The sequence below is a fragment of the Streptomyces sp. NPDC059201 genome (genome assembly GCF_042754585.1).
Classification (GTDB): Bacteria; Actinomycetota; Actinomycetes; order Streptomycetales; family Streptomycetaceae; genus Streptomyces.
This window is the reverse complement of record NZ_JBHZBB010000005.1, coordinates 446,398-470,758: the sequence shown is the minus strand read 5'-3', so window position 1 is coordinate 470,758 and position 24,361 is coordinate 446,398. Positions and strand designations below refer to the sequence as shown.

Sequence of the window (24,361 nt, the reverse complement as noted above, 5' to 3'; positions counted from 1 at the left end):
GAGCCGAAGGGGCGCGCCGGGGGAACGGGTCCGGCCGCGCGCAGGCCCGGGAGGAACGAGCGGGCCGAGCACGGCCGGACCCGTGAGCCCGGCACAAAGCGCCCCGGAGGAGAACCGAGCCCAAAAAAAGGGGGCCCTGTTACGCGAGGGCGCACCGTTGCTGTCGGGCGGTGCGCCCTCGCGGGCCGGGCGGGGTGTCGTGCCCGCCCAGTCGTTGCCGGGGGCCGGTCGGTGTCGGCCGGCCGGGCCCCGGGGTCGTACGGGCTCCGGTCAGCCGCCGAGTTCCTGGTGGCGGGCGGTGAGACGGGCGGTGCCGGTCTCGGTGAGGGAGCCGAAGAGGCGGAGGCGGGAGATGCCGCCGTCCGGGTAGATGTCGATCCGTACGCGGGAGCCGATGGCCGGCGTGTCGAGCACGAAGCGGTGGTTGGTGTCGGGCTGGAGCCGGGTCCGGGGAAGGATCTCGGTCCAGTCGTCGGAGCCTTCGGCGGCGACGGAGAGCGCGGCCCAGCCGGCGCTGTTGCCCTTGAGGTACGCGGTGTCGATCTCGACGGCGCGGATGGCGGACTCGGCGACGAGGGAGTAGCGGATCCAGTCGTTGCCCTTGTCGCGGCGGCGGCGGGTCTCCCAGCCGTCGTCCATCTTGCGGGAGCGGCCGGGCTGGATGGTGTTGGTGGCCGGGGAGTAGAAGCGGTCGGAGGCGTCCTCGACCTGGCCGCCGTTCTCCAGGGCGGCGAGGTCGAAGGTGCCGAGGACGTTCAGCCACGCCGGGTCGGGGGCGACTTCGCCGTACACGCGGAGGCGGGCGATGCCGCCGTCGGGGTGCTGGTTGACGCGGAGGTGGGTGAAGCGCTGCTCGACGTCGACGGCGAAGCCGTTGGCGGCGTGGCCGCCGATGGCGGTGCGCGGGACGAGCGTCGTCCACTTCACGTCGTCGGCGAGGAGCTCCTCGGGCGAGGGCGAGCCGGCGACGGAGGCGGCCTCGACGGAGACGGCCTGCGGGTAGTTGCCGCGGAAGTGGGCGGTGTCGACGACGATGCCGCGGATGACGCCGGGGGCGCCGAGCCGGACGAGGGCCCAGTCGTGGTCCTCGGCGGTGGGGTGCGGTTCGGCGGCGGAGACGCCGCGCCGGCGGCGGGTCTCCCAGCCGTCCATGATCTTGCCCTTGTGGCCGAAGTGCTCGGGGTCGAACTCGGCGGCCTCGGGCTTGAGGAGGTTCTCGCGCTCGGCGAAGAACTCGTCGTTGGCGGCGATGACGCCCGCGCCGAGGCGGCGGTCGGCGAGGTCGGCGTACTGGGTGAAGGGGAACTCGGCCGTGCGGTAGTCGGCGTACGGGTCGCCGCCGCCGTAGGGGCTGGCGTCGCCGGTGAAGGAGGGTATGCCGGTGCTCACGGGTCAGTTGTTCCTTTCGAGGAGGCGGCCGGCGGGCTCGGCCAGGGTGCCGCGGTCGTTGATGCGCTCGCCGCGCAGCCACGTGGAGGTGACGACGCCGTGGAGGGTCTTGCCCGCGTAGGCGGTGATGCGGTTGCGGTGCTGGAGTTCGACCGGGTCGACGGTGAAGGTGGCGTCGGGGTCGATGACGGCGAAGTCGGCGTCGCGTCCGGCCTCGATGGCGCCCTTGCGGTCGAGTCCGGCGAGGCGGGCGGGGCCTTCGGACATCCACCGGACGACGTCGGTGAGGTCGAAGCCGCGGCGGCGGGCCTCGGTCCAGATGGCGGGGAGGCCGAGCTGGAGGGAGGAGATCCCGCCCCACGCGGAGGAGAAGTCGGGGGTCTTGAGGTCGGCGGTCGACGGCGAGTGGTCGGAGACGATGCAGTCGATGACGCCGTCGGCGAGTCCCTGCCAGAGCGCGTCCTGGTTGACGGCCTCGCGGATGGGCGGGCAGCACTTGAACTCGGTGGCCCCGTCCGGGATCTCCTCGGCGGTGAGGGTGAGGAAGTGCGGACAGGACTCGACGGTGACCTTGACGCCCTCGGCCTTGGCGGCGGCGATGAGCGGCAGCGCGTCGGAGGAGGAGAGGTGGAGGACGTGGACGCGGGCGTCGAGCCGCCGGGCCTGGTTGATCAGGTTCTCGATGGCGGTGTTCTCGGCGTCGCGGGGCCGCGAGGCGAGGAAGTCGGCGTACTCGGAGGAGGACTTCTGCGGGGCGGCGGCGAGGTGGTGGGGGTCCTCGGCGTGGACGATCATCAGCCCGTCGAAGCCGGCGATCTCGGCGAGGGAGCGGGCGAGCTGCTCCTGGTCGAGCTCGGGGAACTCGTCGACGCCGGAGGGCGAGAGGAAGCACTTGAAGCCGTAGACGCCGGCGTCGTGCAGGGGGCGCAGCTCCTTGACGTTGTCGGGGAGGGCGCCGCCCCAGAAGCCGACGTCGACGTGCGCCTTGCTGCGGGCGACCTCCTGCTTGACGCGCAGGTTCTCCACGGTGGTGGTCGGCGGGAGCGAGTTGAGCGGCATGTCGACGATCGTGGTGATGCCGCCGGCGGCGGCCGCGCGGGTGGCGGTCCAGAAGCCTTCCCACTCGGTGCGGCCGGGGTCGTTCACGTGGACGTGGGAGTCGACGAGGCCGGGGAGGACGACGTCGTCGCCGACGTCCTCCAGGACGGCTCCGGCGGGTACCTCGGCGTCGTACGGCAGCACCGCAGCGATCATCCCGCCCGAGACGGCGATGGCCGCCGGGCGCGTGCCCTCCGGGGTGATGACCCGTGTCGAGCGCAGTACCAGGTTGACGTCCACCATGCCCCTTCCCGTTCCGCTTCCACGAAGCAGAATTTCAACGAACTGTTGAAGGAGTCTGCGGCCGGGAGGAACGAGCCGTCAAGACCGGACCCCGGTCGGCGGTACGCGAGCCACCCCACTTAGACGTTTCCACAAAGTGGAATATGGATTTCGTACAGTAGAAGGTAGCTCCGCACAGGCGGGGCGGACCCGACCCCCGCCGTGCAGCCGCCGACAACGGACAAACACCCCGCTGACCGGCCGGGACGCCGCGCCCCGCACACTGTGCCCGGCCCGGCGGCCCGGTAGGCTGCTGCCTTGCCCGCCTGCCCCGAAAGGACCGTTGACGTGCCGACGTCCAGCGCCAGCACCACCGACGCCGCCAAGCCCGCCGCGAGCGGTGGCGTCCAGTCCCTCGAGCGCGCCTTCGACCTTCTGGAACGGATGGCGGACGCGGGGGGCGAGGTCGGGCTCAGCGAACTCTCCGCCAGCAGCGGACTGCCGCTGCCCACGATCCACCGCCTGATGCGCACGCTGGTCGCCTGCGGCTACGTCCGCCAGCAGCCGAACCGGCGGTACGCGCTCGGCCCGCGCCTCATCCGGCTCGGCGAGTCCGCCTCCCGCCTGCTCGGCACCTGGGCCCGCCCCTACCTCGCGCGGCTCGTCGAGGAGACCGGCGAGACGGCGAACATGGCGCTGCTCGACGGCGACGAGATCGTGTACGTCGCGCAGGTGCCGTCCAAGCACTCCATGCGGATGTTCACCGAGGTCGGGCGACGGGTGCTGCCGCACTCGACCGGCGTCGGCAAGGCGCTGCTCGCGTACACGCCGGACGAGGAGGTACGGGCGCTGCTGTCGCGTACCGGGATGCCGGCCGCGACGGAGAAGACCATCACCACGGCGGACGGGTTTCTGGCGGCGTTGGCGGCGGTGCGGGAGACGGGGTATGCCGTCGACGACAACGAGCAGGAGATAGGGGTGCGCTGCCTCGCGGTGTCGGTCCCCGACTCCCCCACGGCGGCGGCCATCTCCATCTCGGGCCCGGCGGGCCGGGTGACGGAAGCGGCGACGGAGAAAATCGTCCCCATCCTCCAGCAGGTAGCCCAAGAACTCTCCACAGCCCTAGCCAACACCACCCCCAACAACCACCCGTAACAGCACCGCCCGGTTGCAGGCAGTCCTTCCCCTGGGGCGGCGCCCACCCCCGCGCCGGGGCTGCGCGGGCGCCGAGCCGCCGCCGCTCCGTTGTGGGCGGCCGGGCCGCGCCGCCGCGCCGTTTCGTTGTGGGCAATCGTTCCGCTGGGGCGGTGCCCACCCCGCCGCGCCGTTTCGTTGTGGGCAATCGTTCCGCTGGGGCGGAACGGGTGGGCACAACGGAACGGCACCCTCTGCGGGTGCCTCCGCTTCCGTTGCCTGGACCCGCACCACTAGTGCACCGCGCTACGGGTGCGGGTTCAGGCGCGGAAAGCCTAGGCCCGGCAGGGGGCGCCGTCCCGTGTGCCCACCCGTCCCGCCCTGCGGGACGCCTGCCCACACGGGGGTGGGTGCAGCGGAGGGCGCCGTCCAGCGGGGCGCGCCCCGCACGGGGGTGCTTCGGAGGGCGCCGTTGCTGGGGTCAGGCTCGGGATAGGTGGCCGTCTATGACCTGGTTCGTTTCGTCGGCTGCCGCCAGGTGCGTGTGGTCGTGCGTGACCAGGATCGTCGCCGTGCCCCGCGCCCGCGTGAGATCGGCGAGCAGCGCCACCACCCCCGCCCCCCGCTCATGATCCAGCGCACTGGTCGGCTCGTCGACCAGCAGGACCGACGGCTCGTTCATCAGCGCCCGCGCGATGTTGACGCGCTGCCGCTGCCCACCCGAGAGCTGGTGCGGGCGGCGCGCGGCCCGGTCCGCGAGACCCACCGCGTCGAGGAGTTCCATGGCCCGTTCGCGTACCGACTTCGGCGGACGCCCGGACAGGTGCGCCATGACCTGGAGCTGTTCGACCGCCGTCAGCGAGGGCAGCAGGTTCGGCTGCTGGAAGACGATCCCGATCGACGTCCGCCGCAGCTCCGCCCGCCCCGCCGCGTCGAGCCCCGCCGTGTCCGTCCCGGCGACGACGACCCGCCCCCGATCAGGCGTGACGAGGGTCGCCGCGACGGCGAGCAGGCTGGACTTGCCGGAGCCGGAGGGCCCGACGACGGCGGTCATACGGCCCGCCGGCACGGTGAGGGAGACCGCGTCGAGCGCGGTCAGCCGCCCGTCGCCGTCCGGGTACGTCAGGGTCACGGCATCGAGTGCGAGGCTCATCGGACGCTCCCGAGCGCGGTGAGGGGGTCGACGGCGGTGATCCGCCGGATGGACAGCGCGGAGCCGACGGCGCCGAGCACGATGATCACGCCGGCCGGACCGAGCACGGTCAGCGGCGAGAGGACGAACGGCACGTCGCCGCCGCTGACGAGCGCCCCGATGCCGAGCGCGAGCCCGGTACCGAGCAGCGTCCCCGCCACCAGCATCAGGACCGCCTGCCCGAGCGCGTCGCGCAGCAGATAGGACGTGGAGGCGCCGAGCGCCTTGAGGACGGCGACGTCGCCGCTCCGCTGGATGGTCCAGACGGTGAAGAACGCCCCTATGACGAGCGCGGAGATCACGAAGAGGAAGCCCCGCATGAGCTGGAGGGAGCCGTTCTCGGCCTGGTAGGACCCTATGGCGGTCAGCGCCCCGTCCACCGTCCGCGCCTCCGTCCCGACCGCCGCGTCACCCGCCGCCCAGTCGGCGCCATCGCCGCCGCGCAGGGCGATCACCGTCGCCTGCTCCTCGGTCGTCGTCCCGCTGTGCCCCAGCCGCTGCCAGTCGTCGAGCGAGGTCCACACGACGGGCGTGTGGCTGTACGAGGCGTCCCCGGCGACCGCCGCGACGGTGACCTCCAGCGGGCCGAGCCGGACCGCGTCCCCGGCGCGCGCGTCCAGCTCCTCCGCCGCCGACTCGGACAGGACCGCCTTCCCCGGCGCCACGGCCCCGGGCGCGAGCCCGTCGCCCGGCTCCGTACCGAAGGCGGAGACGGCGGCGGTCCGCTCGCCGGAGACCGCGTTGAGGGTACGGATGCCGAGCGGCGCCGCCCCGGTCACCCCGGGCCGCTCCGCCCACGCGGTCCACTGCTTCTCGGTCACCGTCGAGTTGGTGAACGAGACCGACTGCCCGGCCGGCGGGGCGGCGAAGGCGATCCGGTCGGCGGGCAGGCCGGTGATCGCGGAGATGTTCTCCCGCGCGAGTCCGGCCGTCAGCCCGGAAAGGAGCCCCACGAGCAGGGTGATCAGCACGATCACCGTGCCCATGAGGGCGAACCGCCCCTTGGCGAATCTCAGGTCTCTCCATGCCACGAACATGGGCCCAAGCCTGCTGTTCCCGACCCCCTCCGGACATCGCGCCACGGATGGCTCCGTATTCAAACTTTCGATTGACCCGACCCCGCCTCCCCCTGTCTACGCTGGTGGGGTCATGGAACCCCCCATCTCCCACCCTCCCTCCCGGCGGTCCCTCACCCCCGCCCTCCGCGCCCTCCGCGCCTGCCTCCACCTCCTCATGGCGGGGCTGCTCGTCCTCGCGGCGGTCCGCGCCCACTCCCCCACCGGCACCGTCCTCGCGGCGCTCACCGGCGCGGTCTACGCGGCCGGGGCCTGGCTCCCCTCCGTACGGGAGTCGCAGCGGGCCGCGGCCGGGTGGCTGGCGGTGCTGGTGCTGTGCTGGCTGGCGCTGCTGTGGGCGACGCCGGAGGCCCTGTGGCTGGCGTTCCCGCTGTACTTCCTCCAGCTGCACCTGCTGCCGGCCCGCTGGTCGCTGCCGGCGGTCGCGCTGACGGCGGGCGCGGCGATCCTCTCGTACGTGGGGCATGGCGCCGCCCTGAACCCGGGGGTCTTCATCGGGCCGCTGCTCGGCGGCGCCGTGGCCGTGGCGACCGTCCTCGGCTACCAGGCGCTGTACCGGGAGAGCGAGCGGCGGCAGCGGCTGATCGAGGAGCTGATCACCACCCGGGCCGAGCTGGCGGCGGCCGAGCGGCACGCGGGGACGCTGGCCGAGCGGGAGCGGCTGGCCCGGGAGATCCACGACACGCTCGCGCAGGGGCTCTCGTCGATCCAGCTGCTGCTGCGGGCGGCCGAGCGGGCGCTGCCGGAGGGTTCGCCGGCGGCCGGGCACATCGACCGGGCGCGGCAGGCGGCGCAGGACAACCTGGCGGAGGCGCGCCGCTTCGTGCGGGCGCTGGCGCCGCCGGACCTGGAGCACGGTTCGCTGGCGGCCGCCCTGGAGCGCCTGTGCGAGCCGGGCGCGGGGCCGCGGGTGCGGTTCTCGGTGAGCGGCACGCCGGTGGAGCTGCCGACCCCGTACGAGGTGGCGCTGCTGCGGATCGCGCAGTCGGCGGTCGGGAACACGGTGCGGCACGCGGGCGCGGAGCGGGCGGAGATCACACTGTCGTTCATGGAGGACGTGGTGGCGCTGGACGTGGTGGACGACGGGAAGGGCTTCGACCCCGAGGGGGTACGGCCGTCCGGCGACGGCGGCGGCTTCGGGCTGCCGGCGATGCGCTCGCGGGCCGAGTCGCTGGGCGGCACGTTCACGGTCGAGTCGGCGCCCGGGCAGGGCACGGCCGTCGCCGTCACCCTCCCGCTGCCCGCCGGAGGTGCCCGGTGACGGCTCCCGAGACGGTCCGGCTGCTGCTCGCCGACGACCATCCGGTGGTACGGGCGGGGCTGCGCGCGGTGCTGGACACCGAGCCGGGCTTCACCGTGGTCGGCGAAGCGGCGACGGCGGAGCGCGCGGTGGAGCTGGCGGCCGCCGGGGGCGTGGACGTGGTCCTGATGGACCTCCAGTTCGGCGCCGGGATGCACGGTTCGGAGGCGACGGCGGCGATCACGGCGGTACCGGGCGGGCCGCGGGTGCTGGTCCTGACGACGTACGACACGGACGCGGACATCCTCGCGGCGGTGGAGGCCGGCGCCTCGGGCTATCTGCTGAAGGACGCGCCGCCGGAGGAACTGGCGGCGGCGGTGCGGACGGCGGCGGCCGGGCAGTCGGCGCTGGCCCCGGCGGTGGCGCACCGGCTGATGGACCGGATGCGGACCCCGGCGGAGGCGCTGACGAAGCGGGAGCTGGAGGTGCTCCAACTGGTCGGCGAGGGCCTGTCGAACCAGCAGATCAGCAAGGTGCTCTTCCTCAGCCAGGCGACCGTGAAGTCCCATCTGGTGCACGTCTTCGCCAAGCTGGGCGTGGACTCGCGGACGGCGGCGGTGGCCGCGGCCCGCGAGCGACGCCTCATCAGACGCTGACGCTCGGACGCTGACTCTCTGACTCTCAAGCCTTGTCGCTCAGGCGGGCGGCTGTGGCGGTACGGACGGGCCGAAGAGTTCGACGGCGTGCCGGACGCCCGCGAGCCCTTCCGCGAGGGCGCTGACGGAGCCGAGCGAGCCGGCGACGAGGAGGAGGCTGCGGCGCAGCCGCCACACCTCGGGGGCGCCGCTCACCGCCATCGCGTCCAGCGCGGCGAGTTCGTCCTCGGCGATCTCACGGTCGGCGAGGTCCACCCGGTGTCCGGCCAGTTCCCGCCGGAGCCGGGCCACCGCGGACCGCAGTCCGCTCACCCTCGGGTCCACTGCCTCGCCGGTCACTCGCCTCTGCCCCACGCTCCGCAACACGGTCCCCCACTCCGAGCCGTCCGTCCTGGTCCCCCCGGGGCGGTGGTCGGGCGCCCTGAGTGGGGGTCAGTCAACACCCCGGCCGCCCGGCGGGGAAGAGGCCGTGCGACGCATTCATGCGACCGTGTCATTCCGTGTCATGAGGTATGCAGTCCCCATGACGAACACAGCCTCTCCCTCCCCTTCCACCCCTCCCCTCGTCGCCGGGCTGCTGCTCGCCGCGGGCGGCGGACGCCGGCTCGGCGGGCGCCCGAAGGCCCTCCTGCCGTACCGGGGCCGGCCGCTGGTCGAGCACGCGGTGCGGGTGCTGCGCGAGGGCGGCTGCGCGGTGGTGCACGTGGTGCTGGGCGCCTCGGCGGAGCTCGTACGGGAACGGGCCGAGCTCCCGGAGTGCGTGCTGGTGGAGAACCCGGGGTGGGCGGACGGGATGGGTTCCTCGCTGCGGGTGGGGCTGGCCTCGCTGGCCGCGGATCCGCGCGGGGTGGACGCGGCGCTGGTGTCGCTGGTGGACCAGCCCGGCATCGGGGCGGCGGCGGTGGCCCGGGTGCGGGGGGCGTACGGGGCGCGGGGCGCGCTGGCGGCGGCCTCGTACGACGGGAAGCGGGGGCATCCGGTGCTGTTCGGGGCGGACCGGTGGGCGGGGATCGCCGAGGGCGCGGAGGGCGACCGGGGGGCGCGGGACTATCTGGCGGCGCACCGGGATGCGATCACGCTGGTGGACTGTTCGGATGTGGCCGAGCCCTTCGACATCGACACCGAGGCGGACCTGTACCGGCTGGAGGGGTGAGGGGGTCCGGGTGCGGGCACCAGGAGTGAAGGCGCTGGCACCCGGAGCCACGTTCTGTCGACCCGAAGAATCTCGACATCAACAAACGATTGAACTTCCACCATGAGGAAACTAATATCCACTGCATAGAAGCGCCCGAGCCCCTGCAACGGCGCTCGCGGCCGTATCTCGGCACCCGCGGCACCCCGTGCCGTCCGTGACGCCCGGCGGCCGCCTGGTACCGCACGCGTAGTCCGCTGAAGGAAGTGACAGTTCATGTCCGCACCAGCGCCGTCCCCCCTGGTCGTCGTCGACGCCGAGCCCCTGCCGCGCCAGGAGGAGGTGCTGACGGAGGCGGCCCTCGCCTTCGTCGCCGAGCTCCACCGCCGGTTCACTCCGCGCCGCGACGAGCTGCTCGCCCGCCGCGCCGAGCGCCGCGCCGAGATCGCCCGCACCTCCACGCTCGACTTCCTGCCGGAGACCGCGGCGATCCGCGCCGACGACTCCTGGAAGGTCGCGCCGGCCCCGGCGGCCCTGAACGACCGCCGCGTGGAGATCACCGGCCCGACCGACCGCAAGATGACGATCAACGCGCTCAACTCCGGCGCGAAGGTGTGGCTCGCGGACTTCGAGGACGCCTCGGCCCCCACCTGGGAGAACGTGGTCCTCGGCCAGGTCAACCTGATCGACGCCTACACCCGGAACATCGACTTCACGGACGCGCGCTCGGGCAAGTCGTACGCCCTCAAGCCCGCCGAGGAGCTCGCCACGGTCGTCATGCGCCCGCGCGGCTGGCACCTGGAGGAGCGCCACCTCGCCTTCGAGGGCCGCCCGGTCCCCGGCGCGCTGGTCGACTTCGGCCTGTACTTCTTCCACAACGCGCAGCGCCTCATCGACCTCGGCAAGGGCCCGTACTTCTACCTGCCGAAGACCGAGTCGCACCTGGAGGCCCGCCTCTGGAACGACATCTTCGTCTTCGCCCAGGACTACGTCGGCATCCCGCGGGGCACCGTCCGCGCCACGGTCCTCATCGAGACCATCACGGCCGCGTACGAGATGGAGGAGATCCTCTACGAGCTCCGCGAGCACGCCGCCGGCCTCAACGCGGGCCGCTGGGACTACCTCTTCTCCATCGTCAAGAACTTCCGTGACGGCGGCGCCAAGTTCGTCCTCCCGGACCGCAACGCGGTCACGATGACGGCCCCGTTCATGCGCGCGTACACCGAACTCCTCGTCCGCACCTGCCACAAGCGCGGCGCGCACGCGATCGGCGGCATGGCGGCCTTCATCCCGTCCCGCAAGGACGCCGAGGTCAACAAGGTCGCGTTCGAGAAGGTCAAGGCCGACAAGGACCGCGAGGCCGGCGACGGCTTCGACGGCTCCTGGGTCGCCCACCCCGACCTGGTCCCGATCGCCATGGCCTCCTTCGACGCCGTCCTCGGCGACAAGCCCAACCAGAAGGACCGGCTGCGCGAGGACGTCTCCGTGGCGCCCGGCGACCTCATCGCCATCGACTCGCTCGACGCCAAGCCCACCTACGCGGGCCTGGTCAGCGCCGTGCAGGTCGGCACCCGCTACATCGAGGCGTGGCTGCGCGGCCTCGGCGCCGTCGCCATCTTCAACCTGATGGAGGACGCGGCCACCGCCGAGATCTCCCGCTCGCAGATCTGGCAGTGGATCAACGCCGGCGTCGTCTTCGAGAACGGCCAGAAGGCCACCCCGGAGCTGGCCCGCGAGGTCGCCGCCGAGGAGCTGGCCGCCATCCGCGCCGAGATCGGCGAGGACGCCTTCGCGGCGGGCAAGTGGCAGCAGGCCCACGACCTCCTCCTCCACGTCTCCCTCGACGCGGACTACGCGGACTTCCTCACCCTCCCCGCGTACGAGCAGCTGATCGGCTGACACCCCCCGGCACCCACGAACAGGGCCCGGCCCCCGGCGAACGCACAGCTCCGGGGCCCAGGCCCTGTCGTGTCACAGGGGACGTGACGCAACCGAGATATGCAGCTACCTAGCGGTAATAAGTCAGCGCGTGCGAGATTCCGCCATGCCACCGGCCGGCGGCTGTCCCCCACATCACTGCGTACCGCAGGAGCACAGCCATGCCCTCCACCCCCCACCGTGCGCTGCGCGCACTCCTGGCACTGTGTACCGCCGCCGGGCTCGCGTCCGTCTCCGCCCCGGCCGCCTCGGCCGCGCCCGCCGCCCCCGGCACCGGCCCCACCGCCGTCGTCGCGATGGGCGACAGCTACATCTCCGGCGAGGCCGGCCGCTGGCTCGGCAACGGCCTCAGCAACTCCGGCGGCCGCGACGGCACGGACCGCGCCTGGACCGGGAGCGGCTACGACCCCTCCCGGGTGTACGGCCCCACCGCCGGCGGCTGCCACCGCTCCGACACCTCCGAGGTGCGCAGCGCGGGCCCGATCGCCAGCTCCCTGATCAACCTCGCCTGCTCCGGGGCGACCACCGAGAACGTCTTCCGCGCCGCGAAGGGCGGCCGGGCGTACCGGGGCGAGGCCCCGCAGGCCGACCAGCTGGCCGCCGTCGCCGCCTCGCACGACGTGGAGCTGATCGCCCTCTCCGTCGGCGGCAACGACCTCGGCTTCGCCGACATCATCACCTCCTGCGCCACCGACTACCTCGTCTGGTACTCCTACTGCCACGACGACCAGCAGGCCGAGGTCGACGCCCGGATGGACGCCGCGATGGCCTCCGTCGGCAAGGCCGTAGACGAGATCCGGGCGGTGATGAGCGGGGCGGGCTACGCGGCCTCGGACTACCGGATCGTGCTCCAGTCCTACCCGTCGCCGATCCCCCGCGCGGCCGAGAACCGCTACTCCGAGAGCGGCTGGTCGCGGATGAACACGGGCGGCTGCCCGTTCTGGAACAAGGACTCCGACTGGGCGCGGGACTCCCTCGTCCCGCAGCTCTCGGGCCGGCTGCGGCAGGTCGCCGTGGCGAAGGGCGCGCAGTTCCTGGACCTGCGGGACGCGCTCCAGGGGCGTGAGGTGTGCGCGAAGGCGAGCCGTCAGGCGACGGCCTCGGTGCCCCCGTCGGGGGCGGCGAGCGAGTGGGCGCGGTGGATCGACAGCCGGAGCACCCAGGGGCTCGTGCAGGAGTCCATGCACCCGAACGCCTACGGGCAGCAGGCGCTCGGACGCTGTCTCGCGCTGATCGAGGCCGTGCCGTCGGGCCACCGGTCCTGCCGGAACGCGGCGGGCTCCGGCCCCTCGGGGATGTACCTCACGGCAGGCTGATGCCGAGCGGGCCGAGGACCCGTCCGGCGCCGTGCCGGTCGGCCTCGGCCATCGCCTTCACCAGGGCGGCCGAGCCGCCCGGCCAGTCGGCGGCGGCGGCGTCGAAGGCGGCCCGCCGGGACTCCAGCGGCCCCTTCTTGCCGGGCAGCCGGTCGAGGACGAGCAGGGCGCGGGCCGAGACCGGCACCTGGATCGCGTCGGCCTCCTCGCCGCGCGCCTGGAGCGCGTGCAGGGCTTGGGCGCCGATCACCGGGTCGCGCAGGACCCCGCGCAGGGCGCCGGGTGGGGCGGTCGCGGTGTCGAGGAGCCCGAACAGGGCCCGTACGTCGGCCCCTTCGGCGGCGTGGGCGTGGGCGGTGGCGAAGGCGGCCAGCAGCTCGGACCAGGCTTCGGCGGTGTCCCCGCGCGCGTGCAGCCATGCGGCGAGCACGCGCGCGGCGGGCGCGTGCGGCCACTGCGCGGCGGCGGTCACCAGCTCCCGCGCGGGCCAGGCGGTCGCCTCGGCGGTGGTGGGCGCGGCGATCCGGCGCACCCGGAGGAGGTAGCGGACGGTGGCGGCGCCGCGCGGGGTCAGCCCGAAGGCGTCGCCGGCGCGCAGGACGAGGCCGGTGGCGGCGAGCCGGTCGGCGACGGCGGCGAGTTCGCGGGCCGGGCCCTCCAGCCGGACCCGGTCGTCCTCGCCGAGGCCGGCGGCGCCGAGCAGCCGGACGAGTTCGGGCACGGGCGGGACGGCGTAGGCGCCGGTGACGCCCTCCGGTACGGCCACCGGTACGTCCTCCAGGGCCGGGTCGACGGTCCAGTCCTCGTACTCGGCGGCGCGGCGGGCGATCGAGTCGGCGGCGCAGCCGCGCTGGTAGAGGGCGTAGAGCAGGTGCGGGGCCTCGCCGCCGTAGGGCTCGTACTCCTCCTCGGCCAGTTCCTCGACGGCGGCGAGCAGGGCGTCGGCGTCCCGCTCGGCGTTCCCGTCCTCGACGGTGTGCGGCGGGGGGACGGCGATGCCGGTGTCGCCGTGGTAGTCCATGTGTTCGTCGAGGAGGGCGTCGGCGAGGACGAGGTGGGGGAAGTCCTCGGGGCCGGGCGCGAAGTGGGCGTAGTCGCCGGTGAGCTGTTCGGCGAGTCCGGCGGCGGTCCAGCGGTCGAGGAGGGCGGCGGCGACGCGTCCGACGCCGGCGGCGACGGTGTGGTCGGTGAGGAGCGGCCCTGCGGCGGGCGGGCTCTCGGCGTCCCGGACGTAGGCGCGGGCGAGGGCCTCGGCGAGCACGGTGTCGGCGAGCGCGGTCCGTCCCATGAGGTCGGTGCGGAGCACCCCGTCGGGCAGGGGCGCGCCGTCGAGGGCGCCGATGCGCCGCCGGACGTCGGCGGGGTCGCCGAGGTCGGTCCCCATGGAGCGGAGCAGCGAGGCGTACCAGCGGTACCAGGTGAGGTTGCCGGGGTCGTCCATGGCGCGTTCGAAGTCGCCGGCGCTCTCGTCGACGACGGCGGCGACGCGCTCGCGGAGCCCTCCGTCGAAGCAGCCGGCGAGGGCTCCCACGGCGGCGGGGTAGGCGGCCAGCTCGCCGGGCGGCACGTACACGAAGGCCGGCAGGTCCTCCACGAGCAGGCGCCGTACGAGTCCGGGGCCGGGCTCGGGGATGCCGCTCGCCCGGTCGGCGCCGCGCAGGGCCAGCAGCCCCAGCACCACCTCGGCGGCCCGCCGGAAGGCGGGGTCCCGCGCCTCGGCCCCGCCGTCGAGGCGCGCGAGGAACCTGTCCAGCCCGGTATTGGTGAGAACGGTCTCGGCCACGGTTCCAGGGTAGTTCGGGGGTGCCGGGAACGGCCTGAGGGACACCCCCGGGCGGCCCCCGGGCGGCCCCCGGGAGGGCTCAGCGCACGACGACCGTCCGGGGGGCGGAGAAGTCGCCCCAGGTGCCGTCGGGGAGGCGGGCGCGGAGGGTGAGGGTGAGGGTGGTGCCGGGTGCGGTCTGCGCGGGGAAGGTGTAGGTGGCGCGGCCGGGGGGCGGGTCCGCGCCCCAGACGACGGTGGTGGCGAAGCGCCCGTCGATGTGGAGTTCGTGGTGGGTGACGGGGCCTCCGGTCTTCGGCGGGGTCCAGGTGAGGGTGATCTCGCCGTTCGCGGAGGCGGCCGCGAGGGCGAGGGGGGAGGTGTTGGGGGGCGCGCCGGGGGCGGAGGCGGTGGTGACGTCGGCGGGGGCGCTGTCCGGGGAGGAGTTCTCGGCGGCGTCGCGGGCGCGGAGGGTGAGGGAGTAGGCGGTGCCGGGGCGCAGACCGGTGAGGCGGGCGGTGGTGGCGGTGCCGGGGGCGGTGTGGATGCGGACACCGGCCTGGTAGACGTCGTAGGCGGTGACACGGGTGTCGTCGCGGGCGGCGGTCCAGGTGAGGGCGGCGGCGTCGGGGCCGTCGGGGGTGGCGCGCAGGGCGCGGGGGGCGGTGGGGGGTTCGCGGTCCTCGGCGGTGGCGCGCAGGGTGGTCGCGGGGACGGCGGGGGTGGCGGGCGAGATGTTGCCGGCGGCGTCGAGGGCGCGGACGGCGAAGCTGTGGCGGGTGCCGGGGGTGAGGCCGGTGACGTCGGTCATGAGGGTGGTGGCGGGGAGTTCCCTGACCTGGCGGCCGTCCTGGAGGACCTGGTAGCCGGTGACGGCCCGGTCGTCGGTGGCGGCCTCCCACATGACGTGCACGGTGGTGGCGCTGCCGGAGTCGGCGGTGAGGCCGGTGGGGACGGTGGGCGGGCTGGTGTCGGGGGGGTCGGCGGCGGAGCAGCCCGCGAGAGCGGTGAGGGCGATCAACAGGCTTGCGGCGAGCGGGCGTTGCACGGGCCGGCCTCCGTCCGTCAGAAAGGTCCAGACCTATATCGCATGCGGAGGGAGGGGTTCGCAAGAGGGCGTTGTCAGTGGGGCGCGCTTCACTGGAACCGTTACTCTCCGTAGTCGATTCTTGGGGGGATCATGACGGACCGTTCGCTGTACGTGTCGCCGGCCGGGGTGCGGCGGCGCGGCTGGAGCGACGCGATGATGCGGGAGCTGCTGGGGCTGCCGGACGTCCAGGGGCGCGATCCGCGCCGGCACACGCCCGCGCCGGTGCGGCTGTACCTGCTGGCGCGGGTGGAGGCGGTGGAGCGGACGCCGGAGTTCGCGGCGGCCTCCACGGCCGTCGCCGAGGTGCGGCGGAGCGCCGCCGTCGGGGTGCTCGCGGAGGGGCGGCGGGCCGCCGTGCTCGCGGCGATCCGGGCCGAGCCGATCCTGGTGCCGCGGCTGCCGGCGGCCGAGCTGGAGCGGCGGGCCGCCCGCCACCGGCACCTGCTGACCGCCCGCGCGCCGGGCGGCCCGCCGGGCGGCGGCGCGGGCGGCCGGGGCGTCCGGGCGCCGTCCGGTTCCCTCACGCGATGGCAGGTGGGCTATCTGCGCCAGGTGCTGGGCCGGTACGAGGCGCTGCTCGACGGGCTGTACGGCGACACCGGCCGGCGCGAGGCCGAGCGGCTGCTGCGGCGCAGGCTGTACGAGGCGATCGCGGCCGCCTACCCGGCGCTGGCCCGGGAGTGCGCCCGGCGGATCGCGCGGGAGTCGGCGTGAGGGCGGCGGGCACGGCGGCGGGCACGACGCCGCCCCGGGCCCCGCGGGGTGCGCGGGGGCCGGGGCGGGCGACAGGGGTGTGGCGGGGCCTAGTGGACGTGGGCCGCCTTGGCGCCGCGTGCCTCCGAGATGTCGTCGCCCGGCTCCATCGGCGCGGTGACCTCGTCGTCCTCCGTGCGCGCTCCGAAGTGGTTGAAGACCACGTTGAGCAGGACGGCGGCGACACAGCCGGTGGAGATGCCCGAGTCCAGGATGATCTTCGCGGTCTCCGGGAAGGCGTGGTAGAACTCCGGCGCCGTGATCGGGATGATGCCGACGGCCAGCGAGACGGCCACGATGAGGACGTTGTTGTCCTTCTCCAGGCCGGCCCTGACCAGGGTCTGGATGCCGCTGGCCGCGACCGAGCCGAAGAGGACGACGCCCGCGCCGCCGAGGACCGGGCGGGGCACGACCGAGATCAGCGAGGCCATGACGGGCGAGAGGCCCATCAGGACCAGCAGACCGCCGCCGCAGGCGACGACGAAGCGGCTGCGGATCCGGGTCATGGCGACCAGGCCGACGTTCTGGGCGAAGGCGCTGCACATGAAGCCGTTGAAGAGCGGGCTGAGTGCCGAGCCGAGGGTGTCGGCGCGCAGACCGGCGGCGATGGTCTTCTCGTCGGCGGGCCGCTCGACGATCTCGCCCAGCGCCAGCATGTCGGCGGTGGACTCGGTCATCGAGACCAGCATGACCACGCACATCGAGATGATCGCGGCGAGGGCGAACTGCGGGGCGCCGAAGTGGAACGGCGTCGGGAAGCCGACGATGTCCGCCTCCGCCACCGCGCTGAAGTCGGTGACGCCGAAGGGTATGGCGATCAGCGTGCCCAGGACCAGGCCGACGAGGACGGCGATCTGCTTGAGGAAGCCGCGGGTGAAGCGGCGCAGCAGCAGGACCACGACGAGCGTGATGCCGGCCAGGGCGAGGAACTTCACCGAACCGTAGTTCTCTGCCGCGGGGTTGGGCCCCTGGGCCCAGCCGAAGGCGACCGGCAGCAGCGAGACGCCGATGAGGGTGATGACGGTGCCGGTGACGACCGGCGGGAAGAACCGCACCAGCCGGGAGAACCAGGGAGCGGCGAGGAAGCCGAGGAGACCGGCGACGATGATCGCGCCGAAGATGATCGGCAGCGCGTCGGCCTTGTCCTCCGTCGTGTCGACGATGGCCAGCATCGGCGCGACGCCGGCGAAGGTGACGCCGTTGACGAAGGGCAGCTTGGCGCCGATCTTCCAGACGCCGAGGGTCTGGAGGAAGGTCGCGAGGCCGGCGGTGAAGAGGCTGGCGCCGGTCAGGAAGGTGAGTTCGGTCCCGGAGAGACCGACGGCCGCTCCGACGATCAGGGGCGGGGCCACCACGCCCGCGTACATCGCGGCCACGTGCTGGAGGCCGCTGGTGAACATCTTCAGTGGGGGCAGGGTCTCGTCGACCGGATGCTTGGTCCGGTCTTCCGGGGCGGTGCCTGCGTCTTGTGCATTGCGAACCTGGGGCTCATCGGCCACGGCGGTTCCTCCGGTCGGGTACGCGTCGGCGGTGACACGGGTGTCAGGGAGGTGGTGCGATGCGGTGCGAAGTGCAGGAGGTGCGGCTGCTCGGTACGGGGTGGAGCGACGCGCCTGAGGAGGGGGTACGGCGCGGGGGCGGGAGGCCCGAGGGGGGTGGGGGCGGGGTTCACCGTCCCGGGGGGCGTCGTACGTCTTCTGCGTACGGCGCCCCCCGGTCGGGCTGCCGCGGACCCCGCTCGGGTCCGCGGCGACCGGTCGAGGGCCGTCCCCCTCGACCGGACTCCGGGGGGAGCGTCAGCTCTTGGCCGCGATGCGGGCCAGGCGCTGGGACTCCGTGCGCGCGTCGCGCGCGATGGTGTCCTCGTCGACGGTGAGCAGTCGGTTGTTCTCGACGATCTGCTTGCCGTTGACGAAGGAGGCGGTGACCGGTGCCGCGGCGCCGAAGACGATGGCGGTGACCGGGTCGGCGATCGAGGAGTGGCCGAGGCCGTCGATCTTCCAGAGGACGAAGTCGGCGAGCTTGCCCGCCTCCAGGGAGCCGATGTTGTCGGCGCGGCCGAGGACCTGCGCGCCGCCGTAGGTGCCGAGGCGCAGGGCCTGGCGGGCGTTGAGCGCGGCCTCGCGGTGGGCGCCGAGGCGGTTGATGAGCAGCGCGTTGCGCAGCTCGGTGTGGAGCTCACCGGACTCGTTGGAGGCGGTGCCGTCGACGCCGAGGCCGACGGGGACGCCCGCCTTCAGCATGTCGGGGACGCGGGCGATGCCGGCGGCGAGGCGCGCGTTCGACGACGGGCAGTGCGCGACACCGGTCTTGGTGCGGGCGAAGGCGGCGATGTCGGAGTCGTTCATGTGGACGCAGTGCGCCATCCACACGTCCTCGCCGAGGAAGCCGGTCGACTCGAAGTAGTCGGTCGGGCCCATGCCGAAGAGCTCGTGGCAGAACTTCTCCTCCTCCACGGTCTCCGAGCCGTGGGTGTGCATGCGCACGCCCAGGCGGCGGCCGAGGGCGGCGCCCTCGCGCAGCAGCTCGGTGGAGATCGAGAAGGGCGAGCAGGGGGCGACGGCGACCTGCGTCATCGAGTCGAAGGAGGCGTCGTGGTGCTTCTTGACCGTCTCCTCGGTCGCGGCGAGCGCGCCCTCGGTGGTCTCGACCGCGAAGTCCGGCGGCAGGCCGCCGTCCTTCTCGCTGCGGTCCATGGAGCCGCGGGCCAGGGTGAAGCGGACGCCCATCTCGGAGGCGGCGCCGATGATGGCGCCGGAGAGGTCGCCGGAGCCCTGCGGGAAGACGTAGTGGTGGTCCATGGCGGTGGTGACACCACCGCGGGCCATCATGGCCAGCGAACCCTGGGCGGCGACGCGCACCATCTGCTCGTCGATGCGGGCCCAGGTCGGGTAGAGCGCGACCAGCCAGTTGAAGAGGTTGTGGTCGGTGGCGAGACCACGGGTGATCCACTGGTAGAAGTGGTGGTGGGTGTTGATCAGGCCCGGCGTGATCAGGTGGCCGGTGGCGTCGATCCGCCGGACCACGTTCTCCAGGTTCTCGGGGGCCTTGCCGGCTCCGAGGGACTCGATCCTGTTGCCGGCGACGACGAGGTAGCCGGAGGCGTACTCGGTGTCGTGCGCGTCGACGGTGGCGATCGCCGCGTTCTCGATGACGATCCGCTGGTCTGCCGAAGGTGCTGCCATGGCGGTGCTTCCTTCATTCCTCATGGGTGGGGTGGGCACGGCAGGACCCTAGGAGGATTTGAGTGCCGGGGCCGTCTGACGGCTCCGGGTGCCGAGATGATGGAAGAAAAGGTTCAGCAGGACGGCGACGAGCGCGCCCGCGCTGATGCCGGAACCGAGCACGGTCTGCGCCCAGGCGGGGAATCCGGCGTAGAAGGTGGGAGCGGCGAGCGGGATGATTCCCGCGCCGAGCGCGACGGCCACCAGGATGATGTTGGAGCTGTCGTCGAGTCCGGCCTCGGAGAGGGTCCGGATGCCGCTGACCGCGATGGAGCCGAAGAGGACGATGCCGGCGCCGCCGAGGACGGGCATCGGGACCATGGAGACGACCGCGCCGAGGACCGGGAAGGCGCCGAGCACCAGGAGGGCGCCGCCGGCGACGGCGACCACGTAGCGGGAGCGGACCCGGGTGAGCGAGACGACGCCGACGTTCTGCGCGAAGGCGGAGGTCGGGAAGCCGCCGAAGACGGGGCCGACCAGGGTGGCGATGCCGTCGGTGCGCAGGCCCCGGGTGATGGTCTTCCCGTCGCTGGGGCGCTCGCAGATCTCGCCGAGGGCGAGCATGCCGGCGCTGGACTCGGTCATGAGGACCAGCATCACGATGCACAGGGAGAGGATCGCGGCGGGCTGGAACTCGGGGGCGCCGAAGGCGAAGGGGGTGGGGAGCGCGGCGACGGGAGCCTCGCGCAGGGCCGTGAAGTCGGCCATCCCGAAGGGGATCGCGGCGAGGGTTCCGATGAGCAGGCCGAGAAGGAGGGCGATCTGCTTGAGGAAGCCGCGGCCGAAGCGCTGGAACAGCAGGACGACGACCAGGGTGAAGCCGGCGAGGGCCAGGTACTTCATGGCGCCGAAGTCGGCGGCGGTCTTGTCCCCGCCCTGGGCCCAGCTGACGGGCACCGGCATCAGGGTGACGCCGATCAGGGTGATGACGACGCCGGTGACGAGCGGCGGGAAGAAGCGCAGGAGCCGGCCGAAGAAGGGGCCGACGGCGAGGCAGAAGACACCGGCGACCATGACCGCGCCGTAGATGGCGGGGAGCTGGTGCCCGGGGGCGCTCGTCTCGGCGATGGCCAGCATGGGGGCGATGCCCGCGGAGGAGGCGGCGTTGACGAACGGGAGCCGGTTTCCGGCGAAGTTGCGGACGCCGAGGGTCTGAAGGATCGTGGCGCAGCCGGCGATCAGGAGACTGGCGGCGATGAGCCGGGTCATCCCGGCGGCGTCCAGGCCGACGGCCTGGCCGATGATGAGCGGAGGGGTGACGACGCCGGCGTACATGGCGGCGATGTGCTGGAGTGCCGCGGGGACGAGCCGCGAGGCGGGGAGCTTCTCGTCGACCGGATGACAGGCGGCCTGGGCAGGAGCCTCGGTGGTCGACGGGGTGGAACACGGGCCTTCGGCGGACGCCGGCCCCTTTGCGGGCAGTGCCATGCTGGGTTCCCTCCGGTCTGGTGCCGGTCCCCGCCCGACTGCGGGCGGGCGGGGACCGGGTCACTCAGTGCCGCTCAGAGATGTGGTGCCGCTCAGAGATTGGTCATGTCGACCGGGATCAGCGCCTCGGCGCCGTCACGCAGGACCGTGGCCTCGATGAGGCCGTACATGCGGTCCGCGGCGTAGTAGACCTCGTTGTCGTTCTTCAGCCCGAAGGGCTCGAGGTCCACCAGGAAGTGGTGCTTGTTCGGGAGCGAGAAGCGGACCTCGTCGATCTCCGAACGGTGGTTGATGATCCGCGTGGCCATCTGGTACAGCGTCTGCTGGAGGGAGTACGAGTAGGTCTCCGAGAACGCCTCGAGCATGTGGCGCTTGGTCTGCTCGTAGGACCGCTCCCAGTTGGGCATGCGCTGCTCGTCGTCGGTCCAGTTGAACCGCCAGCGGCCGGACACCTGGGTGGCCAGGATGCGGTCGTACGCCTCCTGGAGGGTGGTGTACTGGTCCTTGATGTAGCCCCAGAACTCCGAGTTGGTGGAGTTCATGACGACGAGGTCCTTGAGGCCGGAGATGACCTCCCACTTCTCGCCGTCGTAGGTGATCTGGGTGACCCGGGTCTCCTGGCCCTTGCGGGCGAAGGAGTGGTTGACCTCGTCGGAGCCGATGAACTTGGAGTTGGCGTCCGAGGAGGCGATGCGCTCCCAGGAGTACTCCTCGATCCGGATCCGGGCCTGCTTGATCGGCTCCTGGCTCGTCACGAAGTGACGGGCGAGGTGGATGCCGAACTGCTCGGCGGACTCGATGCCGTACTCCTTGGCGAACGCGAAGACGGTGTTCTTCGTCGTGTCGGTGGGGAGGCAGTTGGCGTTGGAGCCGGTGAGGTGCACGTCGCTGAGGTCGCCGGAGAGGGCGACCGAGACGTTCAGGTCCTTGATGTGGTGGGTCGCGCCGTCCCGCGTGATCTTGACGACGCGGTTCTCTGCTTTGCCGTACTGGTTCTGGCCGAGAATCGTGGGCATGTCTGCTAGCTCCCTCGGTAAACGGAGTAGCCGAACGGGTTGAGCAGCAGCGGTACGTGGTAGTGCTCGCCCGGCTTGACGGCGAACGTGATCGCCACCTCCGGGAAGAAAGCACCCTCCGGACCGCTGTCCCGATTCGCGGGGGCGTCCTGCTGCGCCTCGGCTTGCTGGTTCTGCTTGCTCAGGAAGTACGTCTCGGTCTCGAAGTCGAGACGTACGTGGGTGGTGCCGACCGGCAGGGCCGGCAGGTCCTTGCACCGTCCGTCGGCATCGGTGGCGGAGCCGCCGAGCGCGACCCAGGCGGCGTCGGAGCCGGCGCGGGCGGCGAGGCTGATCGCCACGCCCTCCGCGGGGCGTCCGATGCTGGTGTCCAGGATGTGGGTGGACACCGAGGCCGTGGTGTCGGTGCTCATGCGGCGCTCTCTTCCTCTACGAGACGGGTGAGCCGGATGCGGTTGATCTTGCCCAGTTCGGTCCGGACGATCTCGCGCTCCTGCTCGGGCGCGTTGCCGATCCGGTCCTTGACCGCGTCCCGCATCTGCTCGCCGGTCCTGCCGGTGGCGCAGATGAGGAACACGTGGCCGAACTTCTCCTGGTAGGCCAGGTTCAGTTCGAGCATCTCGGCCTTGAGTTCGGCGGAGGAGCCGGCCATCCCGCTCTGCTCGCGGGTGGAGGTGGCATCCCCTTCCTTCGGACGACCGATCGGCGGGTGGCCCGCCATCGCGTCGGCCAGGTCCTCGGCGGTCAGCTCGGCCATGGCGGCGTCGCTGGCGAGGAAGAGGGCTTCGGCGGTGGTGTACGGGCGCTGGGAGAGGAGCTTGCTCCCCCACGCCGAACTGGAGCACACCTCGTGGAGCGCGGCGAGAGCCTCGCTGTCCGCCGAGGTGTTGAACCGGGTGAGGCCCGGTGTCGTACCTGAAGTCACGGGAAGCCTCCGTGGCTGTTTTTCGCTGTGCGTCGGACGGGCTGCGGATAGCTAACGCCCTCGGCAACACGACGTCAACACTTTGTTGAAAACTCGGTGACACAAAAGCCGTCGTCCCGACATCCGGACGACGGCTTGTGGCAATTCTTGATCAACTAGGCGTTCTTGGAGGCGTTTTCCCTGTTCAGGTAGTTGTAGACGGTGAAGCGGCTGACACCCAGTGCACCCGCCACCGTCTCCACGCCGTGCCGTACGGAGAAGGCGCCCCGCGCCTCCAGGAGCCGGACCACCTCCTGCTTGGCCTTGCGGTCGAGGGCGGCCAGTGGCATCCCGTGCCGCCGTTCCATCGCCGCGAGGATGTGGTCCAGGGAGTCCGACAGCTGCGGCAGCCGTACGGCGAGGACGTCCTCTCCCTCCCAGGAGAGGACGACATCGTCCACCGCCGCCTGCGCGGGCTCCAGCACTTCCGCGCCCATCGCGTCGACCAGCGGCTTCACCGCCGCCGCCAAGGGGTGCTCGGTCACTTCGCGTCCTCCCCGCCCTCACCGATCACGTTCAGCTGGAGCGAGACCCGGGTGGCACCGGCGGCGAGCGCCTTGCGCAGCAGCTCGTCGACGGCGGTGAGGACGGCGTCGGAGCCGCCTTCCGCGGTGTTGCCGAAGGGGCCGACATCGACGGCGTCCAGTTCGGCCGACTGGATGACCTCACGGGCCACGACCGCGTGGGCCGGCGCCTCGTCGAGGTCGAACGGCTCGGTCGTGAACTCCACTCTCAAACGCACCATGCCCCCACGCTACGGGCCGTTCGACCGGCTGGGGAGTCCCGAACGCGAGGGGCGCCCTTGACAAGCACCGCCACAGGCTTGCAACATTCCGTCAGACAGAAAATTACTTCCGCAATACGGAAGGAGCGCCTGCCCCTCATGGGATACACCGACCAGCGCTTCGATGTGAACCTGTCGATCCTCTTCACGGAACTCCCGCTCCTGGAGCGCCCCGCGGCCGCCGCCGCGGCGGGCTTCACCGCGGTCGAGCTGTGGTGGCCCTGGATCGACACCGCCACCCCCGAGCAGAGCGAGCTCGACGCCCTCAAGAAAGCCCTTGAGGACGCCGGCACCCAGCTGGTGGGCCTGAACTTCTACGCCGGACAGCTCCCCGGCCCGGACCGCGGCGCGGTCTCGGTCCCGGGCGAGGAGTCCGACCGCTTCCGGGCCAACATCGACATCGCCGCGGACTTCGCCGCCTCGGTCGGTTGCAAGGCGCTCAACGCGCTCTACGGCAACCGCGTCGAGGGCGTCGACCCGGAGGTCCAGGACGCCCTCGCCCTGGAGAACCTGGTCCTGGCGGCCCGTGCCGCCGACCGCGTCGGCGCGATCCTGCTGGTCGAGACCCTGAACAAGCCGGAGTCGCCGCTCTACCCGCTGGTGAGCGCCCCCTCCGCGATCGAGGTCGTCGACAAGGTGAACGAGGCCACCGGGCTCGGCAACGCCAAGTTCCTCCTCGACATCTACCACCTGGCCATGAACGGCGAGGACGTCAGCGCCGTCATCGCGCGGTACGCGGACAAGACCGGCCACGTCCAGATCGCGGACATGCCGGGCCGCGGCGCCCCGGGCACCGGCGAACTGCCGCTGGAGCAGCTGCTCGACGAGCTGAAGAAGGCCGGTTACGACGGCTGGGTGGGCCTGGAGTACAAGGCCGCCGACGCCGCCGCGTCCTTCGAATGGCTCCCGGCAGAGGCCCGTCCGGCCCGCTGACGCAGGCCCCCTCC

General features: G+C 72.7%; 23 protein-coding genes. 8 read left to right on the top strand and 15 right to left on the bottom strand.

The window, feature by feature from the left end:
• Window positions 1-270: 270 nt before the first annotated feature.
• On the bottom strand, window positions 271-1,389 hold the full coding sequence (alc, locus tag ACFXMG_RS20135; RefSeq protein WP_383830114.1) for an allantoicase: 1,119 nt from the start codon (window positions 1,387-1,389) through the stop codon (window positions 271-273).
• A 3-nt stretch (window positions 1,390-1,392) separates the two neighbouring features.
• Window positions 1,393-2,730 (bottom strand): allantoinase AllB, encoded by a 1,338-nt coding sequence (allB, locus tag ACFXMG_RS20130; protein ID WP_383830111.1) that lies wholly within the window; start codon window positions 2,728-2,730, stop codon window positions 1,393-1,395.
• Window positions 2,731-3,057: 327 nt separating this feature from the next.
• On the opposite strand from allB, the gene ACFXMG_RS20125 reads away from it, so the two are divergent.
• A complete protein-coding gene (locus ACFXMG_RS20125; RefSeq protein WP_383830108.1) occupies window positions 3,058-3,864 on the top strand; it encodes an IclR family transcriptional regulator in 807 nt (268 codons plus the stop codon).
• Between the two features lie 460 nt (window positions 3,865-4,324).
• Here the strand turns inward: ACFXMG_RS20125 and ACFXMG_RS20120 are convergent, their stop codons facing one another.
• A complete protein-coding gene (locus ACFXMG_RS20120) occupies window positions 4,325-4,996 on the bottom strand; it encodes an ABC transporter ATP-binding protein (RefSeq protein WP_383830105.1) in 672 nt (223 codons plus the stop codon).
• Complete coding sequence (locus ACFXMG_RS20115; RefSeq protein ID WP_383830102.1) at window positions 4,993-6,072, bottom strand: ABC transporter permease; 1,080 nt, start codon at window positions 6,070-6,072, stop codon at window positions 4,993-4,995. Before ACFXMG_RS20115 ends, ACFXMG_RS20120 begins: the two co-directional genes overlap by 4 nt.
• Window positions 6,073-6,184: 112 nt before the next feature.
• Here ACFXMG_RS20115 and ACFXMG_RS20110 point away from each other — a divergent pair, with 112 nt between their 5' ends.
• A complete protein-coding gene (locus ACFXMG_RS20110; protein ID WP_383830100.1) occupies window positions 6,185-7,372 on the top strand; it encodes a histidine kinase in 1,188 nt (395 codons plus the stop codon).
• Window positions 7,369-8,007, top strand: coding sequence for a response regulator (locus tag ACFXMG_RS20105; RefSeq protein WP_383830098.1), 639 nt, complete (start codon window positions 7,369-7,371; stop codon window positions 8,005-8,007). The genes ACFXMG_RS20110 and ACFXMG_RS20105 overlap by 4 nt, the downstream gene beginning before the upstream one ends.
• A 39-nt stretch (window positions 8,008-8,046) precedes the next feature.
• Here the strand turns inward: ACFXMG_RS20105 and ACFXMG_RS20100 are convergent, their stop codons facing one another.
• A complete protein-coding gene (locus ACFXMG_RS20100) occupies window positions 8,047-8,373 on the bottom strand; it encodes a DUF5955 family protein (protein ID WP_383830096.1) in 327 nt (108 codons plus the stop codon).
• Between the two features lie 157 nt (window positions 8,374-8,530).
• Between ACFXMG_RS20100 and ACFXMG_RS20095 the strand changes: the two genes are divergently transcribed.
• The 3 genes from ACFXMG_RS20095 (at window position 8,531) to ACFXMG_RS20085 (ending at window position 12,393) form a co-directional block, all read left to right on the top strand.
• Window positions 8,531-9,160 (top strand): NTP transferase domain-containing protein, encoded by a 630-nt coding sequence (locus tag ACFXMG_RS20095; protein ID WP_383830093.1) that lies wholly within the window; start codon window positions 8,531-8,533, stop codon window positions 9,158-9,160.
• 255 nt (window positions 9,161-9,415) lie between these two features.
• Window positions 9,416-11,038: a malate synthase A gene (gene aceB, locus ACFXMG_RS20090; protein ID WP_383830090.1), complete on the top strand. Its 1,623-nt coding sequence runs from the start codon at window positions 9,416-9,418 to the stop codon at window positions 11,036-11,038.
• A 200-nt stretch (window positions 11,039-11,238) separates the two neighbouring features.
• Window positions 11,239-12,393, top strand: a complete 1,155-nt coding sequence (locus ACFXMG_RS20085) for a GDSL-type esterase/lipase family protein (protein ID WP_383830087.1) — start codon at window positions 11,239-11,241, stop codon at window positions 12,391-12,393.
• Here the strand turns inward: ACFXMG_RS20085 and ACFXMG_RS20080 are convergent.
• Together ACFXMG_RS20080 and ACFXMG_RS20075 are read right to left on the bottom strand one after the other, a co-directional pair.
• Window positions 12,380-14,176, bottom strand: coding sequence for a hypothetical protein (locus ACFXMG_RS20080; protein WP_383830084.1), 1,797 nt, complete (start codon window positions 14,174-14,176; stop codon window positions 12,380-12,382). The two genes, ACFXMG_RS20085 and ACFXMG_RS20080, sit on opposite strands and share 14 nt — an antisense overlap.
• 79 nt (window positions 14,177-14,255) lie before the next feature.
• Window positions 14,256-15,203, bottom strand: coding sequence for a fibronectin type III domain-containing protein (locus ACFXMG_RS20075; RefSeq protein ID WP_383830081.1), 948 nt, complete (start codon window positions 15,201-15,203; stop codon window positions 14,256-14,258).
• 132 nt (window positions 15,204-15,335) lie between these two features.
• Here ACFXMG_RS20075 and ACFXMG_RS20070 point away from each other — a divergent pair, with 132 nt between their 5' ends.
• Entirely contained in the window at window positions 15,336-15,959 is a 624-nt protein-coding gene (locus tag ACFXMG_RS20070) for a hypothetical protein (RefSeq protein WP_384901678.1), read from the top strand.
• 89 nt (window positions 15,960-16,048) lie between these two features.
• Here ACFXMG_RS20070 and ACFXMG_RS20065 read toward each other — a convergent pair whose 3' ends face one another.
• The 8 genes from ACFXMG_RS20065 to ACFXMG_RS20030 all read right to left on the bottom strand — a co-directional run bounded on the left by ACFXMG_RS20065 (window position 16,049) and on the right by ACFXMG_RS20030 (window position 23,372).
• Window positions 16,049-17,398 (bottom strand): nucleobase:cation symporter-2 family protein, encoded by a 1,350-nt coding sequence (locus ACFXMG_RS20065; RefSeq protein WP_383831042.1) that lies wholly within the window; start codon window positions 17,396-17,398, stop codon window positions 16,049-16,051.
• A gap of 396 nt (window positions 17,399-17,794) precedes the next feature.
• Window positions 17,795-19,183: an 8-oxoguanine deaminase gene (locus tag ACFXMG_RS20060; protein ID WP_383822140.1), complete on the bottom strand. Its 1,389-nt coding sequence runs from the start codon at window positions 19,181-19,183 to the stop codon at window positions 17,795-17,797.
• Window positions 19,184-19,231: 48 nt separating this feature from the next.
• Window positions 19,232-20,650, bottom strand: a complete 1,419-nt coding sequence (locus ACFXMG_RS20055) for a nucleobase:cation symporter-2 family protein (RefSeq protein ID WP_383822138.1) — start codon at window positions 20,648-20,650, stop codon at window positions 19,232-19,234.
• Window positions 20,651-20,742: 92 nt separating this feature from the next.
• A complete protein-coding gene (gene pucL, locus ACFXMG_RS20050; protein ID WP_383822135.1) occupies window positions 20,743-21,666 on the bottom strand; it encodes a factor-independent urate hydroxylase in 924 nt (307 codons plus the stop codon).
• 5 nt (window positions 21,667-21,671) lie between these two features.
• On the bottom strand, window positions 21,672-22,079 hold the full coding sequence (uraH, locus tag ACFXMG_RS20045; RefSeq protein ID WP_383822133.1) for a hydroxyisourate hydrolase: 408 nt from the start codon (window positions 22,077-22,079) through the stop codon (window positions 21,672-21,674).
• Window positions 22,076-22,591: a 2-oxo-4-hydroxy-4-carboxy-5-ureidoimidazoline decarboxylase gene (gene uraD, locus ACFXMG_RS20040; RefSeq protein ID WP_383822130.1), complete on the bottom strand. Its 516-nt coding sequence runs from the start codon at window positions 22,589-22,591 to the stop codon at window positions 22,076-22,078. The genes uraH and uraD overlap by 4 nt, the downstream gene beginning before the upstream one ends.
• A 155-nt stretch (window positions 22,592-22,746) precedes the next feature.
• Window positions 22,747-23,067 (bottom strand): helix-turn-helix domain-containing protein, encoded by a 321-nt coding sequence (locus ACFXMG_RS20035; RefSeq protein WP_383822147.1) that lies wholly within the window; start codon window positions 23,065-23,067, stop codon window positions 22,747-22,749.
• 44 nt (window positions 23,068-23,111) lie between these two features.
• Window positions 23,112-23,372, bottom strand: coding sequence for a hypothetical protein (locus ACFXMG_RS20030; protein ID WP_383822145.1), 261 nt, complete (start codon window positions 23,370-23,372; stop codon window positions 23,112-23,114).
• Between the two features lie 141 nt (window positions 23,373-23,513).
• On the opposite strand from ACFXMG_RS20030, the gene ACFXMG_RS20025 reads away from it, so the two are divergent.
• Entirely contained in the window at window positions 23,514-24,347 is an 834-nt protein-coding gene (locus ACFXMG_RS20025) for a TIM barrel protein (RefSeq protein ID WP_383822128.1), read from the top strand.
• Window positions 24,348-24,361 lie beyond the last annotated feature (14 nt).

What these genes read in the sequence shown, in the direction of transcription:
- uraH (WP_383822133.1), bottom strand. Translation starts at nt 22,079, where the DNA reads ATGAGCACCGACACCACGGCCTCGGTGTCCACCCACATCCTGGACACC.
- pucL (WP_383822135.1), bottom strand. Translation starts at nt 21,666, where the DNA reads ATGCCCACGATTCTCGGCCAGAACCAGTACGGCAAAGCAGAGAACCGC.
- ACFXMG_RS20065 (WP_383831042.1), bottom strand. Translation starts at nt 17,398, where the DNA reads ATGTTCACCAGCGGCCTCCAGCACGTGGCCGCGATGTACGCGGGCGTG.
- ACFXMG_RS20115 (WP_383830102.1), bottom strand. Translation starts at nt 6,072, where the DNA reads ATGTTCGTGGCATGGAGAGACCTGAGATTCGCCAAGGGGCGGTTCGCC.
- ACFXMG_RS20085 (WP_383830087.1), top strand. Translation starts at nt 11,239, where the DNA reads ATGCCCTCCACCCCCCACCGTGCGCTGCGCGCACTCCTGGCACTGTGT.
- ACFXMG_RS20060 (WP_383822140.1), bottom strand. Translation starts at nt 19,183, where the DNA reads ATGGCAGCACCTTCGGCAGACCAGCGGATCGTCATCGAGAACGCGGCG.
- ACFXMG_RS20055 (WP_383822138.1), bottom strand. Translation starts at nt 20,650, where the DNA reads ATGGCACTGCCCGCAAAGGGGCCGGCGTCCGCCGAAGGCCCGTGTTCC.
- ACFXMG_RS20120 (WP_383830105.1), bottom strand. Translation starts at nt 4,996, where the DNA reads ATGAGCCTCGCACTCGATGCCGTGACCCTGACGTACCCGGACGGCGAC.
- ACFXMG_RS20025 (WP_383822128.1), top strand. Translation starts at nt 23,514, where the DNA reads ATGGGATACACCGACCAGCGCTTCGATGTGAACCTGTCGATCCTCTTC.
- aceB (WP_383830090.1), top strand. Translation starts at nt 9,416, where the DNA reads ATGTCCGCACCAGCGCCGTCCCCCCTGGTCGTCGTCGACGCCGAGCCC.
- ACFXMG_RS20035 (WP_383822147.1), bottom strand. Translation starts at nt 23,067, where the DNA reads ATGGGCGCGGAAGTGCTGGAGCCCGCGCAGGCGGCGGTGGACGATGTC.
- ACFXMG_RS20070 (WP_384901678.1), top strand. Translation starts at nt 15,336, where the DNA reads ATGACGGACCGTTCGCTGTACGTGTCGCCGGCCGGGGTGCGGCGGCGC.
- ACFXMG_RS20095 (WP_383830093.1), top strand. Translation starts at nt 8,531, where the DNA reads ATGACGAACACAGCCTCTCCCTCCCCTTCCACCCCTCCCCTCGTCGCC.
- allB (WP_383830111.1), bottom strand. Translation starts at nt 2,730, where the DNA reads ATGGTGGACGTCAACCTGGTACTGCGCTCGACACGGGTCATCACCCCG.
- ACFXMG_RS20110 (WP_383830100.1), top strand. Translation starts at nt 6,185, where the DNA reads ATGGAACCCCCCATCTCCCACCCTCCCTCCCGGCGGTCCCTCACCCCC.